15 protein-coding genes are annotated in these 14,423 nt (G+C 72.0%); 2 read left to right on the top strand and 13 right to left on the bottom strand.

The window, feature by feature from the left end:
* A complete protein-coding gene (locus DJ010_RS15225; protein WP_439331695.1) occupies positions 1-1,011 on the top strand; it encodes an ABC transporter ATP-binding protein in 1,011 nt (336 codons plus the stop codon).
* A gap of 132 nt (positions 1,012-1,143) precedes the next feature.
* Here the strand turns inward: DJ010_RS15225 and DJ010_RS15220 are convergent, their stop codons facing one another.
* The 11 genes from DJ010_RS15220 to dacB form a co-directional block, all read right to left on the bottom strand.
* Positions 1,144-1,737: a hypothetical protein gene (locus DJ010_RS15220; protein WP_146207367.1), complete on the bottom strand. Its 594-nt coding sequence runs from the start codon at positions 1,735-1,737 to the stop codon at positions 1,144-1,146.
* Positions 1,738-1,747: 10 nt separating this feature from the next.
* Positions 1,748-2,266, bottom strand: coding sequence for a DUF3180 family protein (locus DJ010_RS15215; protein WP_245927599.1), 519 nt, complete (start codon positions 2,264-2,266; stop codon positions 1,748-1,750).
* A complete protein-coding gene (gene folK / locus DJ010_RS15210) occupies positions 2,263-2,835 on the bottom strand; it encodes a 2-amino-4-hydroxy-6-hydroxymethyldihydropteridine diphosphokinase (protein ID WP_109695273.1) in 573 nt (190 codons plus the stop codon). The genes DJ010_RS15215 and folK overlap by 4 nt, the downstream gene beginning before the upstream one ends.
* A complete protein-coding gene (gene folB / locus DJ010_RS15205; protein ID WP_109695271.1) occupies positions 2,832-3,245 on the bottom strand; it encodes a dihydroneopterin aldolase in 414 nt (137 codons plus the stop codon). Before folB ends, folK begins: the two co-directional genes overlap by 4 nt.
* Entirely contained in the window at positions 3,242-4,066 is an 825-nt protein-coding gene (folP, locus tag DJ010_RS15200; RefSeq protein WP_109695269.1) for a dihydropteroate synthase, read from the bottom strand. Before folP ends, folB begins: the two co-directional genes overlap by 4 nt.
* 5 nt (positions 4,067-4,071) lie before the next feature.
* Positions 4,072-4,689, bottom strand: coding sequence for a GTP cyclohydrolase I FolE (gene folE / locus DJ010_RS15195; RefSeq protein ID WP_245927597.1), 618 nt, complete (start codon positions 4,687-4,689; stop codon positions 4,072-4,074).
* Positions 4,690-4,699: 10 nt separating this feature from the next.
* On the bottom strand, positions 4,700-6,784 hold the full coding sequence (gene ftsH, locus DJ010_RS15190; protein ID WP_109695267.1) for an ATP-dependent zinc metalloprotease FtsH: 2,085 nt from the start codon (positions 6,782-6,784) through the stop codon (positions 4,700-4,702).
* Positions 6,785-6,928: 144 nt separating this feature from the next.
* Positions 6,929-7,480, bottom strand: coding sequence for a hypoxanthine phosphoribosyltransferase (gene hpt, locus DJ010_RS15185; RefSeq protein WP_109695265.1), 552 nt, complete (start codon positions 7,478-7,480; stop codon positions 6,929-6,931).
* A 4-nt stretch (positions 7,481-7,484) separates the two neighbouring features.
* Complete coding sequence (gene tilS / locus DJ010_RS15180) at positions 7,485-8,432, bottom strand: tRNA lysidine(34) synthetase TilS (protein WP_245927595.1); 948 nt, start codon at positions 8,430-8,432, stop codon at positions 7,485-7,487.
* 65 nt (positions 8,433-8,497) lie between these two features.
* Entirely contained in the window at positions 8,498-9,562 is a 1,065-nt protein-coding gene (locus DJ010_RS15175; protein ID WP_245927594.1) for a zinc-dependent metalloprotease, read from the bottom strand.
* A gap of 37 nt (positions 9,563-9,599) precedes the next feature.
* Entirely contained in the window at positions 9,600-11,027 is a 1,428-nt protein-coding gene (dacB, locus tag DJ010_RS15170; protein WP_146207366.1) for a D-alanyl-D-alanine carboxypeptidase/D-alanyl-D-alanine endopeptidase, read from the bottom strand.
* A 194-nt stretch (positions 11,028-11,221) separates the two neighbouring features.
* On the opposite strand from dacB, the gene DJ010_RS15165 reads away from it, so the two are divergent.
* Complete coding sequence (locus DJ010_RS15165) at positions 11,222-11,710, top strand: inorganic diphosphatase (RefSeq protein WP_109695651.1); 489 nt, start codon at positions 11,222-11,224, stop codon at positions 11,708-11,710.
* Between the two features lie 31 nt (positions 11,711-11,741).
* Here the strand turns inward: DJ010_RS15165 and DJ010_RS15160 are convergent, their stop codons facing one another.
* A complete protein-coding gene (locus tag DJ010_RS15160; protein ID WP_158283026.1) occupies positions 11,742-12,422 on the bottom strand; it encodes a class I SAM-dependent methyltransferase in 681 nt (226 codons plus the stop codon).
* Complete coding sequence (locus DJ010_RS15155) at positions 12,419-14,419, bottom strand: acyl-CoA dehydrogenase family protein (RefSeq protein ID WP_109695256.1); 2,001 nt, start codon at positions 14,417-14,419, stop codon at positions 12,419-12,421. Before DJ010_RS15155 ends, DJ010_RS15160 begins: the two co-directional genes overlap by 4 nt.
* Positions 14,420-14,423: the final 4 nt, after the last annotated feature.

Raw genomic sequence — 14,423 nt, 5'->3', positions numbered from 1 at the left:
ATGGAAGGTACCGCGGCGCCGGTGGTCGACCCGCGCAACGGCGAGTCGATGATCCGGCTGACCGGGGTCAGCAAGACGTACGACGACGGCACGGTCGCGGTGCGCGAGCTCGACCTCGAGGTCCGGCGCGGTGAGCTGGTCTGCCTGGTCGGTCCGTCCGGCTGCGGCAAGTCGACGACGCTGAAGATGATCAACCGGCTGGTCGAGCCGACCACCGGCCTGATCGAGATCGACGGCCGCGACGTCACCCACGGGGACCCGGTGGAGCTGCGCCGCGGCATCGGTTACGTGATCCAGCAGGTCGGACTGTTCCCGCACCAACGGATCACCGCCAACGTGATGACGGTGCCGCTGCTCTACGGCGAGTCGAAGGCGACCGCCCGCGCCCGCGCCCACGAGCTGATGTCACTGGTCGGCCTCGACCCCGAGCAGTACGGCGACCGCTATCCCCACCAGCTCTCCGGCGGCCAGCGGCAGCGGGTCGGCGTCGCCCGGGCGCTGGCGGCGAACCCGCCGGTGCTGCTGATGGACGAGCCGTTCGGCGCGGTGGACCCGGTGATCCGCGGCCGGCTGCAGGAGGAGTTCCGCCGGCTGCAGCGGGAGCTGGAGAAGACCGTGGTGCTGGTGACCCACGACATCGACGAGGCGGTGCTGCTCGGCGACCGGGTGGCGGTGTTCGCCGAGGGCGGCCGGCTGTTGCAGTACGACACCCCCGCCGCCCTGCTCGCCCACCCGGTCGACGAGGAGGTCGCGACCTTCGTCGGCGCCGAGCGCGGCCTGCGCCGGCTCGCCGTCACTCGCATCGACACCGCCCATCTCGAGCCGGTCGACCAGGTCCTGGCCTCCGAGCTCGCCTCGACCGTCCCCGTCAGCGCCACCCTGGAGGAGGCCCTGGCGGCGATGCTGCGCGACGACCGGGCGATGGTCGGCGTCACCGACGGCCCGCAGTTCGTCGGCGTGCTCACCCCTGCCGGGGTGCATCGGGCGCTGCGGGCGTCGCTGCGGGAGTAGTGCTGGCCGGGGAGACCGCGGAATACCCGGTCGGCCGGGTGTTCCGCGGGTTGTCGGCCTCTGCAATGGCTGACAACCCGTGGAATCCCCGGTCAACCGGGGATTCCTGGGACAGGTGGGACGAACCCAGCCTCAGGCGGTCTTGACCTGCTGGGCCGCGAGGGCGGCCTCGGCGGCCTCCCACTGGGCGGTCAGCAGGTCGACCTCGGCCTCGAGCTCGGCGACGCGGACGACGGCCTGGGTGGCGCGCTCGTCGGCGTCGGCGGCGCGGGCGGTGAGGTCGGCGGTGGCGCGCTCGGCGTAGGTCAGCTGCTCCTCGACGTCGACGAGGTGGCGGCGGGCCTCGGCCAGCTCCTCGGCGGTCTCGTGGAGGCGGCGCTCGAGGCGGGAGACGGTGGCGTCGCGCTTGGCGAGGCTGCCCTGCATGGTGGCGGCGAACTCGACGCCCTCGGCGGAGCGACGGCTGTCGACGTCGCGGAACGCCCGAGCCTGCTCGGCGCGGTCCCGCGCGGCGTCGACGCGGGAGGTCATCAGCTCGGTGTGGGTGATCTTGGTGGCGGCGGCGCCGAGCAGTACGGCGAGCCCGCCCGCGACGGTCACGGCCGGCCAGGAGCCGGTGACCGCAGTGCCGGCGACCGTGACGGCGGCGACCAGCAGCAGGAGCACGGCGACCACGACTCGGGTCGACCGCTGACGACGGCGGGAGCTGCCCGCGGGGGAAGTCATGTGGCTGACGTTACGCTTTGTTATCAGTGTTTCTGATGCGACACGCTCGCTCGAGGAGTAGTGCGGCCGCCACGCCGAGGGCTCCCGCGACCGCAGCCGCGAACGACGGCCACATCCGTCCGTTGTCGGTGTCGGCCCGGACCCAGCTGAGCGCGTAGCCCAGGTAGCCGCCCGCGACCAGCGCGGCGACCAGGGCACTGGCCCGCGCGAGCACCAGCCGGTTGACAGCCTGGTGCGGTTGGAGCCGCTCGCGTCGTACGTGCACGGTCCGCCAGGTGGCCCAGGCGACGTAGCCCAGGATCACCGCCAGCAGGACCAGCGCCAGCGGCTGGCCCCAGGTGACCAGGGGCGGCACGTTGCCCATCCGGTCGCTCGCGTAGTGCAGGACCCAGCCGAGCACGAGGCCCGCGAGCGCCCAGCCGGCGACCACCGTGGGCGGGGTCGGCTCCAGGGAGCCGTGCGGCTCGCCGTCCCCGGGACCCGGTTCAGGACCGTCGCCGAGTGGATCCGGCTCCGGTGAGTCCCTCACTCGTCGGACTCGAGCACCAGGTCGTCGCGGCGGTCGAGGCCGTCGGTGCCGACCTTCTCGAGCAGCACGGAGATCGGCCCCTGGTCGGGGATCTCCGCATCGGGCTCGAGGTCGAGCCACGGTCGGAGCACGAACGACCGCTCGTGGGCCAGCGGGTGCGGGAGCTTCAGCGCCTCGGTGTCGCTGCGCCGGTCGCCGACGACGATGAGGTCGACGTCGAGGGTGCGGGGCGAGTTGACCCCGTGGCTCCGGTCGCGGTCGTAGGCGTCCTCGATGGCGAGCGCGCGGTCGAGCAGGCGGTGCGCGGAGAGCGTGGTGTCCATCAGCACGACCGCGTTGAGGAACTTCGGCGAGTCGGGCGGGCACCCGACCGGCTCGGACTCGTAGACCGGCGAGATGCCGGTGATCCACACGTCCGGGGTGTCGGCGAGGGCGTCGACCGCGCCCTGCAGGTTGTCGAGGCGCTCCCCCAGGTTCGAGCCCAGACCGACGACGACCCGGCGGATCGGCCGCATCTCCCCGGTCAGGGTGTCCGCGTCGATGATGTTCGGGTTGGGCGCTTCGCTCATCGTTCGGCCTCTCCCTTTCCCTGGGCTGCTGTCGGGGGTCGGTGTCGGGTGATGGTCAGCTGCACGTCGGCGAACGTCGCCGTGATCGGCGCGTCCGGCTTGTGCACCGTCACCCTCGACCATTCAACACGAGGGTCCAAGAGGCACACGTCGGCGATCCGCTGGGCGAGAGTCTCGATCAGGTCGATCGGTTCCCCTTCGACCACCGCCGCAACCTCGTCGACGAGGCTCCCGTAGTCGACGGTGTCACGCAAGTCGTCCGAGGCCGCCGCGGGCGCGGTGTCGATGCCCAGGGTGAGGTCGACCACGAACGTCTGGCCGTCGCGTCGCTCGTGGTCGAACACGCCGTGGTGGCCCCAGCACTCGATGCCCCGCACGGTCAGCTCGTCGGGAGCGCGTCCGCTCGTCATCCTTCGGCCTCCAGCCGCTCGATCGTCGTCAGCACGTCGCGCGCTGCCCGCACGTCGTGCACCCGCACCCCCCACACGCCGGCCCGCGCCAGCGCAGCCAGCACCGCGGCGTGGGCGAGCTCGCGCTCCTCCACGGGCCGCAGCGCGCCGTCGGGCCCGGCCAGGAGCTGGCCGAGGAACCGCTTCCGGCTGGCGCCCACCAGAACGGGGAAGCCGATCTCCTGGATCTCCCCGATGCGGGCCAGCAGCGCCCAGTTCTGCGCCCCGTTCTTCGCGAACCCCAGGCCGGGGTCGAGCACGATCCGCTCGTCGGCGATGCCGGCCGCGCGGATCGCGACCACCCGCGCGCGCAGCTCCTCGGCCACGACGGCGGCCACGGGTCCGTCGTACGTCGTGAACTCCTGCATCCGGTCGCTGTGCGCGCGCCAGTGCATCGCGACGTAGGTGGTCGCGGGGCTGCCGGCGACCACGTCGAGGATGCCGGGGTCGGCGAGGCCGCCGGAGACGTCGTTGACGACCCGGGCTCCGGCCTCCAGCGCCGCCGCCGCGACCTCGGCGCGCATGGTGTCGACCGAGACGGTCGCGCCGTCGGCGGCCAGCGCCTCGATGACGGGTACGACGCGGTCGAGCTCCTCCTCGAGCAGCGGCCGGGTCGCGCCCGGCCGGGTCGACTCGCCACCGATGTCGAGGATGTCGGCACCCTCTCCGAGCAGCCGGCGGCCGTGCGCGATCGCCTGCTCGGCGTCGAGGTAGCGGCCGCCGTCGGAGAACGAGTCCGGCGTGACGTTGACGACGCCCATGACGAGCGGGCTCGCGGCCATGGGCCTCAGCGGGTCCCGTGCATGATCAGGCTCATGGCCTCGTTGCGGGTGGCGGCGTTGTGCATGCTGCCGCGGATCGCGGAGGTGATGGTGCGGGCGCCGGCCTTGCGGACCCCGCGCATCGTCATGCAGAGGTGCTCGGCCTCGATCACCACGATCACGCCGCGAGCCTCGAGGATCCGCATCAGGGCGTCGGCGACCTGCGTGGTCAGCCGCTCCTGGACCTGCGGGCGCTTGGCGTAGACGTCGACCAGCCGGGCCAGCTTGGACAGGCCGGTGATCTTGCCGCTCTCGGCCGGGATGTAGCCGACGTGCGCGACGCCCGTGAACGGGACCAGGTGGTGCTCGCACATCGACCACAGCTCGATGTCGCGGACCAGCACCATCTCGTCGTGGCCGAGGTCGAAGGTCGTCGTGAGCACGTCCTCCGGCCGTTGCCGGAGCCCGGCGGTGACCTCGGCGTAGGCACGGGCGACCCGGGCGGGGGTGTCGAGCAGTCCCTCGCGGTCGGGGTCCTCCCCGAGCGCGATCAACAGCTCTCGGACGGCCGCCTCGGCGCGTGCTTGATCGAACGGGGGTACGTCGGCGGGGTCGCGGTCCGGCGCGGAGATCGGGTCAGCCACGGACTGGAGCCTAGGACCCGGGGCTGCTGGGGGGCACCGGGCCGTCGGTGCTCGGGGCGATCGGCGGCCCGCCGTAGACGTCGCCGCCCGGTCCGGGCGGGGTGAGGACGGCGCCCGCACCCTCCTGCTCGTCCTCCTGCGGCGTGCTGCCGTTGAGGCCGCCGTTGGACTCCGCACGCTTGCGGATCTCCTCCGGGATCTCGACGGGCGGGATCTCCGAGGGGATCCGGGTCGGCGAGCCGGTCCAGGCCGGCCGCTCCGGGCGCTTCCGCAGCGGCTCGAAGATCTCGGCGACCTCGGCCTTGTCGAGCGTCTCCTTGTCGAGCAGCGCGAGGACCAGGGCGTCGAGCACGTCGCGGTTCTCGACCAGGATGTCGAAGGCCTCCTGGTGCGCGGCGGCGAGGAGCAGCTTGGTCTCCTCGTCGACGATCGCGGCGACGTCCTCGGAGTAGTTGCGCTGGTGCCCGAGGTCGCGGCCGAGGAACGGCTCGGAGTTGGACTCGCCGAGCTTGATCGCGCCGAGGCGCTCGGTCATGCCGTACTGGGTGACCATCGCCCGGGCCACGCTGGTGGCCTTCTCGATGTCGTTGCCGGCGCCGGTGGTCGGGTCGTGGAAGACCATCTCCTCCGCCGCGCGACCGCCCAGCATGTAGGCCAGCTTGTCGAGCATCTCGCTGCGGGTCTGGGAGTACTTGTCCTCGTCCGGCAGCACCATCGTGTAGCCGAGCGCGCGACCCCGCGGCAGGATCGTGATCTTGTGGACCGGGTCGGTCCCGGGGAGCGCCGCGGCGACGAGGGCGTGGCCGCCCTCGTGGTAGGCCGTGATCAGCTTCTCCTTCTCCGTCATCAACCGCGTGCGGCGTTGCGGACCGGCGATCACGCGGTCGATGGCCTCGTCCAGCGCGGTCGCGACGATCTGCTTCTGGTTGTTGCGCGCGGTCAGGAGCGCCGCCTCGTTGAGCACGTTGGCGAGGTCGGCACCGCTGAAGCCCGGCGTACGGCGGGCGACGGCCATCAGGTCCACGTCGGGAGCCAGCGGCTTGCCCCTCGCGTGCACCTCGAGGATCCGCTTGCGGCCGGACAGGTCGGGCGCGTCGACGCCGATCTGCCGGTCGAACCGGCCCGGGCGCAGCAGCGCGGGGTCGAGGACGTCGGGGCGGTTGGTCGCGGCGATGAGGATGACCCCGCCGCGGACGTCGAAGCCGTCCATCTCGACCAGCAGCTGGTTGAGGGTCTGCTCGCGCTCGTCGTGACCGCCGCCCATGCCGGCGCCGCGGTGGCGGCCGACGGCGTCGATCTCGTCGATGAAGACGATCGCCGGGGCGTTCTCCTTGGCCTGCTCGAAGAGGTCGCGCACGCGGGAGGCACCGACACCGACGAACATCTCGACGAAGTCGGAGCCGGAGATCGAGTAGAACGGCACGCCAGCCTCGCCGGCGACCGCGCGGGCGAGCAGCGTCTTGCCGGTGCCCGGAGGGCCGTAGAGCAGCACGCCCTTGGGGATCTTGGCGCCGACGGCCTGGAACTTCGCCGGCTCCTGGAGGAACTCCTTGATCTCGCCGAGCTCCTCGATCGCCTCGTCGCAGCCGGCGACGTCGGCGAAGGTCGACTTCGGCATGTCCTTGCTGATCATCTTCGCCTTGGACTTGCCGAACTGCATGACGCCGCGGCCGCCGCCCTGCACGTTGTTCATCAGGAAGATGAACAGCAGGATGATCAGCGCGAACGGGAGGAGCGTGGCGAGCAGCGATCCGAGGAGACTGGGCTGCGGGTTCTCGGAGTTGGACTTGTCGATGTCACCGGAGGCGACCTGCTCGTCCACCGCCTCGAGGATGCCCTCCTGCTGACCCTGGATGTAGTGGGTCATGACCTTGTCGCCCTCGTCGCGGGTGCCCTTGTCGAGGGTGGCCTCGATGGTCTGGTCACCGTCGATGAAGGTGATCTCCTTGACCTGGCCCTCGTCGATGTACTTGCTCATCGTCGAGGTGGAGACCTCGTCGTACCCGCCGCCGGGCGCGAGGAACTCCAGCGCGAGCAAGACGGCCAGGACCGCAACCACGATCCACAGCCAGGGACCCCTGAAAACGCGCTTCACAGACTTCTTCCGCTCCTACCGGCACGAGTTGAACTGACGACGGTACCTGTCGCCGTACCGGTTCATTGTCGCAGCCCGGTGGTAGGACGGAAGGGCCAACCGGGGCAGCCCGGGTCGACCGGCTCCCCGCGTAGTCAGAAGTGGCTACGAATAGACGTGAGGAGCGAGGGTGCCGATGTCGCGGAGGTTGCGGTAGCGCTCGCGGTAGTCGAGGCCGTAGCCGACGACGAACTCGTTGGGGATGTCCCAGCCGACGTACTTGACGTCGACCGGCATCTGCAGCGCCTCCGGCTTGCGGAGCAGCGTGAGGATCTCGACGCTGGCAGGACCGCGGGAGCTGAGGTTGGAGGTCAGCCACGACAGCGTAAGGCCGGTGTCGATGATCTCGTCGACGATGAGCACGTGCCGGCCGGAGATGTCGGAGTCGAGGTCCTTGAGGATCCGCACGACGCCGGAGGACTTGGTCCCCGAGCCGTACGACGACACCGCCATCCAGTCCATCTCGACGTGCCGGTCGAGCGCCCGGGCGAGGTCGGCCATGACCATGACCGCGCCACGGAGGACCCCGACGATCACCAGGTCCTTGCCCTCGTAGTCGCGGTCGACCTCGGCCGCGAGCTCGGCGAGCCGGTCGACGATCTGCTTCTCGGTGAACAGCACCTCGACGAGGTCGCCCTCGACTGCCCCAGCGTCCATGTCGTCAGGATGGCACAGGAGTGCGCCGGAACCGCAGGTGCCCGTCGTCCCGGTAGGCGGTGACGTGGCCGGGCAGCTGGATCTCGCCGTCGATCGCCCGGGTGGCCAGGCTGTGGAGCTGCTCGACGTGGACGTGGAACAGCTCGCTGTCGGTGGCCCCGGCCGCGACCGCGGCGAGTCGGAGGACCCGGGTGGCGATGGCGCGCGGGGTCTCGACGAGCTCGGCCACCGAAAGAGCTGTGCTGGTCGAGCCTGTCGAGAACTTCAGCCGGGCGTACGCCTCCTCCGCCAGCGCGTCGAGGGCCTCGACGTCCTGCCGCACCAGGTCGGCGGTGCGGGCCAGGGCGGCGGCGACGCCGGGGCCGAGGTTCTCCTCCAACGTCGGCAGGACCGTACGGCGCACGCGCACCCGTGCGTAGCCGGGGTCGTCGTTGTGCGGGTCCTCCCACGGCTCGAGTCCCTCGACCTGGCAGGCGGTCACGGTGTCGTCGCGGGTCACGTCGAGGAGCGGTCGGGCGTAGTGGTCGAACCCGCGCCGCATCCCGGCCAGGGAGCGGCCGCCGGAGCCGCGGGCCAGCCCGAGCAGCACCGTCTCGGCCTGGTCGTCGCGGGTGTGCCCGAGCAGCACGAGCGCGGCGTCGGTGTGCTCGCGCAGCTGCTCGAGGACGTCGTACCGGGCTCGGCGGGCGGCAGCCTCCGGCCCCTCGCTCCCGCCGACGACCTCCACGCGGACGGTGGCGGTCTCGTCGACCCCGATCGCGGCCAGCTGGGCCACCACCCGCTCGGCCTGCCCGGCGGAGCCGGGCTGCAGGCCGTGGTCGACGGTCGCGCCGACGACACGCAGTCCGAGCTTGTGGCCCTCGAAGACGGTGGCCGCGGCGAGTGCGAGCGAGTCGGCACCGCCGGAGCAGGCGACGAGCACGGTGTCGCCGGGCTCCAGCCGCGCGAGCACGCCCCGGACGCCACGCCGGCAGGCCGCGACAGAAGGGTGGAGTGCCATGCAGCTGCCCGCCCGGGCTATCCCAGCACGCGCCGGATCCACCCGTCGTGGTCGCTCAGCTCGGCCTTCGACGGCAGGTGGGCGGGCTCGGCCCAGACGGCGTTGAACTCGTCCATGCCGACCTTGTCGACGACCGCGCGGACGAAGCGGGCGCCGTCGCGGTACTGCGCCATCTTGGCCTCCAGCCCGAGCAGCCGGCGCAGCAGCCGGTCGAGGGTGCCGACGCCCTGGCGGCGCTTGGTGAACTTGGCGCGGATCTCCTTGACCGACCCGATCACCTGCGGCCCCACGTCGTCCATGACGACGTCGGCGTGGCCCTCGAGGAGCGACATCATCCCGGTGACCCGGTCGAGGATCTCGCGCTGCTCCGGCGTGCTGAACATGTCGACGAGGCTGCCCTTGCGGCTGTTGCGGACCGCCTCGGTGATCCGCTCGAGGCCACCCTCGAGGAACGAGCTCGGCTCGAGGGTGTCGCTGATCGCCTCGATCTCGGAGAACAGGTGATCGCGCATCCAGGGGACGGCGGTGAACTGCACCCGGTGGGTCTCCTCGTGGAGGCAGACCCACAGCCGGAAGTCGGTCGGGTCGACGTCGAGCTCGCGCTCGACGTGCACGATGTTGGGCGCCACGAGGAGCAGCCGGCCGGACGGCTCGTAGAACGGGTCGAACTGGCCGAGCACCTTGCCGGCGAGGAAGCCGAGCAGGCCGCCCACCTCGGCGCCGGTGACCTTGGAGCCCACGGCGTGGGCGATCCCCTTCGGCACCCGCTTGTCCGACAGCTTGCGCATCATCGGGCCGGTCGCGACCTGGAAGCCCTCGGCGTTGGCCCGCACCCAGCCCGGCCGGTCGACGACCAGCACCGGCGCGGTGTGGTCGGGTGCGGAGAGGCCGGTGAAGTCACGCACGAGCCCGGTGCTGTGGTCGGCGTCGGCGCGCAGCTCGGCAACGACCTCGTCGGCCTCGGCGCGGGTGACGACCGGGCCCTCGCCGGCCAGCTTCGACCCGATCGAGATCGCGAGCTCCCAGTCCACCATCGACGGCACGTCGCCCGGCACGTCGTTCCCGGGGTGCTCGCTCGTCATGCCGTGAAGCGTACGGGTGGGGCGGCTGGCGTCACCCTCAGCGCGCGCAGGTGCAGGCGCCGAGGGTGGAGGCCGCGTCGTCCATCGCCACCTGGGCGAGCCCGCTCCGGCTGGGCCGCACCCGGTCGGCCATCAGCGCGAAGACCAGCAGGGAGCCGTCGAGGTCGACGGCGATGCCGGCGAGCGAGGTGACTCCGGTGAGGGTGCCGGTCTTGGCCCGCACCCGGCCCGGTCCCTCGGCCGCACCGTGGTCGAACCGGTCGGCGAGCGAGCCGGTGAACCCCGCGACGGGCAGGCCGCTGAGCACCGCGCGGAGCTCCGGGTGTTCGTCGGAGGCGGCCCACCGGATCACGTCGACGAGCAGCTGTGGCGACATCAGGTTCTCGCGGGAGAGGCCGCTGCCGTCGTACAGGACCGAGCCGCGCATCTTGATGCCGTTGGCCTGGAGCACCCGCTGGACCGCGGCCTGGCCGCCGACGAACGAGCCGTCGCCCCCGTCGGCGAGGCCGATGTGGCGCAGGAGCACCTCGGACGCCTCGTTGTCGCTCACCTCGAGCACCCGTTGCACGATCTGTGCCAGCGGCGCCGAGTCGACCGCCGCGACGTCGTCGCCGCCGCGCGCGCTCGCCGGCTGCGGGGAGCCGACGACGGAGATGCCGGCGGCGACGAGCGCCTTCTCGAAGAGGACGGTCGCGGTCAGCGACGGGTCGGCCACCCGGCCGTAGCCGATCGGGTCGCGGCCCTCGTCCACCCAGAGCGCGGTGATCGGCGAGACCACGCCGTCGGGGATGTAGTCCGCCCGCCAGGCGGGATTCTCGGAAGGACCGCTGAAGAGCGAGTCGTCGTAGCCCAGGCGCACCTTGCGGACTCCGTCCGCGACCAGCGCCCGCGCCGTCCGCCGGGCCAGGGTGACCACGTCGGCCTTGGGCGGGGAGACGGTCGCCGGCGTCGAGGTGCCCCACTGCGCCTGCGGGCTGCTGAGCAGGAACGGGTCGCCGCCGCCGACCAGCACCAGCCGCGGGGCGCCCCCACCCCCGGTCAGGACGGTGCGGGTCGTGAAGACGTGGTCGGGACCGAGCAGCGACAGCGCCGCCGCGGAGGTGACCACCTTGGTGGTCGACGCGGGGATCGCGAGGTCGGCGCCGGAGCTGACGTAGTCGTAGGCGGTGCCGCCCTCGAGGGGCGCGACCGCGGCCAGCACGTGCCGCCCGAGGTCGCGGTCGGTGAGGTTCGCGGTCAGCGCGGACTCGACGGCCGCCAGGTCGAGCCGGACCCGGGTGTCGGCGGCCGGAGCGACCGGGCGCGGCTTCGCGACCGGAGGTACGTCGACGTCGGGCGGCGGCGCCACCGTGGCCGGGTCCTCGGGGCCCGGCGGAGCCGGGTCGTCGTCGAGGAAGCGGTCGAACCAACCCAACTGCCAGCCGGCGACGCCAGCGACGAGGAGCAGCGCCAGCGCGGCGGACACCCACCCGACGACGGCACCGCCGGATCCGCCGGATCCATCGGATCCACCGGAGCCACGGCCGCGTGCGTGGTCTCTGTCACGTCCGGCCACGCTCACACCCCTCTCGACTGCGCGTTCGGGCACATTGTGCGGGAGGATGGCCCCGGCAGTGGAAACGGGCCTCGCGCAGGTCCCGCGGAGCGGAGGAACAAGTGCTGGAGTTCGACGTCCTCGTTGAGATCCCCAAGGGGAGCCGGAACAAGTACGAGGTCGACCACGAGTCCGGTCGGATGCGGCTCGACCGCTTCCTCTTCACCTCGACCATGTACCCGGCCGACTACGGCTACATCGAGGACACCCTCGGCCAGGACGGTGACCCGCTGGACGCCCTCGTCCTGCTGCAGGAGCCGACCTTCCCGGGCTGCCTCATCAAGTGCCGCGCCATCGGCATGTTCCGCATGACCGACGAGAGGGGCGGGGACGACAAGGTCCTCTGCGTCCCGACCAGCGACCCGCGGATGGAGCACATCCGCGACATCAACCACGTGCCGAAGTTCGACCGCCTCGAGATCCAGCACTTCTTCGAGGTCTACAAGGACCTCGAGCCCGGCAAGTCCGTCGAGGGTGCCGACTGGGTCGGCCGCACCGAGGCCGAGCTCGAGATCGAGGCGTCGTTCAAGCGGTTCGTTCCTGGTTCGCACTGAGTACGACGGCGCGAGCGCGTCGTCGCTCCGCTCACCCGCGCTTCACCGCGCGGAAGTAGCCGATCGCCCCGCTGCGGTCCAGGACGACGTCCGCCATCCGCTGCGACTCCAGCCAGCGCACCAACTCCTCGCCGGTGCAGCCCGGCCCGAGCAGCCCGGCCGCGCGGCCGATCCGCCGCAGCGGCTCGTGGTGCAGGCCGGAGTCGTTGAGCAGCGCACTGCCCGTCAGCACCCCGCCCGGCTCGAGCACCCGCACCATCTCGACCACGGCGCGCTGCGGGTCGGGGAAGCAGTGCAGCCCGGTGAAGGAGACGACGAGGTCGAACGTGCCGTCGTCGATCGGCAGGTCGCCCACGTCCGCGATCCGCGGCTCCACCTGGTCGGCGACACCCCGTCGCTCGGCTGCGCGCACCGTGCGGTCGAGCATGGTCTGCGCGATGTCCGCGGCAACGTACTCCACCCCCTGGCCGGGCTTGAGCCCCCGCAGCGCGACGCCGCCCCCGCAGGGGATGTCGAGGACCCGCGATCCGGCCGGCTGGCGCCCGATCTCGGCCGCGGCGGCGTACAGCTTCCCCAGGTCGCTCTGGATGCCGAGCCGCCAGGCCAGGCCGCCGAGCCGGCGGTGCTCCACCGACCAGTCGTAGAAGTGCGCCCAGAGCGGGTCGTCGTCCCACCCGCCGAGGCCTGGGATCCGGCTCAGCTGCACCGTCACTCCTCGCCCCACTCCAGGAGTGCCTCCGACCGCAGCATCTCCCGGGGCACGCCGAAGGCCCGCACCAGGTCGCCGGCGACCGGGCGGAGCCGCCGGCACAGCTCGTTGACCTCGCGGGTGATCGCCTTCGAGCGCTGCGTGGTGAGGCGACCGTGCTCCATGAACCAGGCGCGGTCCGCCTCGATCACCGAGAGCGCGTGCAGGTCGCAGAGCAGGTTCAGCACCGTCTTGAGGTCACCGTCGGGCTGCGCGGCGACCGCGTCGAGGAAGGCGTCGAGGACGAGCCGCTCGACGTGGGCCCGGGCGGCCGCGACGACGTGGTCCTGGGCGCGGGAGAAGACCTCGCCCGGGTTCATGCCTGCGTCGATGCCGCGCTTGAGCCGCCGGGCGACGCTGCCGATCATGTGCTCCTCGCGGAACTCCAGCATCGCGCGGTGGTAGTCGGGGTCGAGCAGCCCGGCGTCCTGGTCCCACTTGTCGCCGCCGAAGACGTCGCGGATCCCCTCGAGCAGCTTGTGGGCGCGGGTGCGCTCGAGGACCGTCTCGACCGCGAGCCCGGCGACGAACCGGACCATCCCGAACTGGTCGAGGTCCTCGAAGTCGCTCGCGTAGTCGGTCAGCAGGCCCTTGGCGACCAGCTGGAGGAGGACGTGGTTGTCGCCCTCGAAGGTGGTGAACACGTCGGTGTCGGCCTTGAGCGCGGCGAACCGGTTCTCGGACAGGTAGCCCGCGCCGCCGCACGCCTCGCGGCACTCCTGGATGGTGCGGGTGGCGTGCCAGGTCGCCAGCGCCTTGGTGCCCGCCGCGCGGGACTCGAGCTGCCGTCGGGCGACCTCGTCGGTGGTGAGGCCGGAGAAGATGTCGTGCAGCTCACCGGTCAACACCTGCTGGCCGAAGTGCAGGGCATAGGTGCGGGCCAGCAGCGGGAACAGCCGCCGCTGGTGCAGGCCGTAGTCGAGCAGCAGCTCCTCGCGCTCCTCCTCGGTCGCCTCGAACTGCCGCCGGCGCAGGCCGTACTCGACCGCGATCGTGATCGCGACCTTGGCCGCGCTGAGACCGGCCGCGCCGACGCAGACCCGGCCCTGGACCAGGGTGCCGAGCATCGTGAAGAACCGGCGGTTCGGGTTCTCGATCTCGCTGACGTAGGTGCCGTCCTCGGTGACCTGCGCGAACTGGTCGAGCAGCGCCTCGCGCGGCACCCGCACCCCGTCGAACCGGATCCGGCCGTTGTCGACGCCGTTGAGGCCCATCTTCGGTCCGTCGTCGGTGATGGTGACGCCGGGCAGGACGGTGTCGCCGTCGCGGAGCGGTACGACGAGCGCGTGCACGCCGTGGCTCTCCCCGCCGACGACGAGCTGGGCGAACACGACGGCGAGCTGGGCGTGCCTCGCCGCGTTGCCGATGTAGTCCTTGGTGGCCGCCGGGGTCTGGGTCTGGATCACGAACTCCTGGTTCCCCGGGTCGTAGGTCGCCGTGGTGCCCAGCGCCTGCACGTTGCTGCCGTGGCCGGTCTCGGTCATCGCGAAGCAGCCGAGGATCTCGCCCTTCACCAGGCCGGCGAGGTAGGCGTCGTGGTGGCGCTTCGTGCCGAGCTGGAGGATCGCGCCGCCGAACAGCCCGAACTGCACCCCGACCTTCACCAGCACCGACAGGTCGCCGAATCCCAGCGTCTCGAACGCGGCGATCGAGGCGCCGATGTCGCCTCCGCCGCCGTACTCCTCCGGGAAGCCCATCGCCGTCTGGCCGGTGGCCGCCAGCTCGACGACGACGTCCTTGACCCGCTCGCGGAACTCGTCGCGGGTCATCGTCTCCGCGTCCTCGAGCACCGTGGCGTAGCGCACCAGCCCCTCGCGCACGGTGTCGCGGATCTCGCCGTACCGGCCGTCGAGGAGCGCGGTCAGCGCGGGGAGGTCGACGTTCAGCTCGCCGTACGGCGAACGCTCCTCCTCCTGCTGCGACTCCTCGGGCGCGGTGGGCTGCTGCGTGTCGCTGGCCATGCCC

The sequence above is a fragment of the Nocardioides silvaticus genome, assembly GCF_003160695.1.
Lineage (GTDB): Bacteria > Actinomycetota > Actinomycetes > Propionibacteriales > Nocardioidaceae > Nocardioides > Nocardioides silvaticus.
Note: the sequence above shows the minus strand (reverse complement) of the source record. Positions and strands in the feature narration are given on the sequence as shown.

Excerpts from the sequence above, each read along its gene's own strand:
- DJ010_RS15225 (WP_439331695.1), top strand. The coding sequence starts at position 1 with ATGGAAGGTACCGCGGCGCCGGTGGTCGACCCGCGCAACGGCGAGTCG.
- DJ010_RS15220 (WP_146207367.1), bottom strand. The coding sequence starts at position 1,737 with ATGACTTCCCCCGCGGGCAGCTCCCGCCGTCGTCAGCGGTCGACCCGA.
- folK (WP_109695273.1), bottom strand. The coding sequence starts at position 2,835 with ATGAGCGAAGCGCCCAACCCGAACATCATCGACGCGGACACCCTGACC.
- folB (WP_109695271.1), bottom strand. The coding sequence starts at position 3,245 with ATGACGAGCGGACGCGCTCCCGACGAGCTGACCGTGCGGGGCATCGAG.
- folP (WP_109695269.1), bottom strand. The coding sequence starts at position 4,066 with ATGGCCGCGAGCCCGCTCGTCATGGGCGTCGTCAACGTCACGCCGGAC.
- hpt (WP_109695265.1), bottom strand. The coding sequence starts at position 7,480 with ATGGACGCTGGGGCAGTCGAGGGCGACCTCGTCGAGGTGCTGTTCACC.
- DJ010_RS15175 (WP_245927594.1), bottom strand. The coding sequence starts at position 9,562 with ATGACGAGCGAGCACCCCGGGAACGACGTGCCGGGCGACGTGCCGTCG.
- DJ010_RS15155 (WP_109695256.1), bottom strand. The coding sequence starts at position 14,419 with ATGGCCAGCGACACGCAGCAGCCCACCGCGCCCGAGGAGTCGCAGCAG.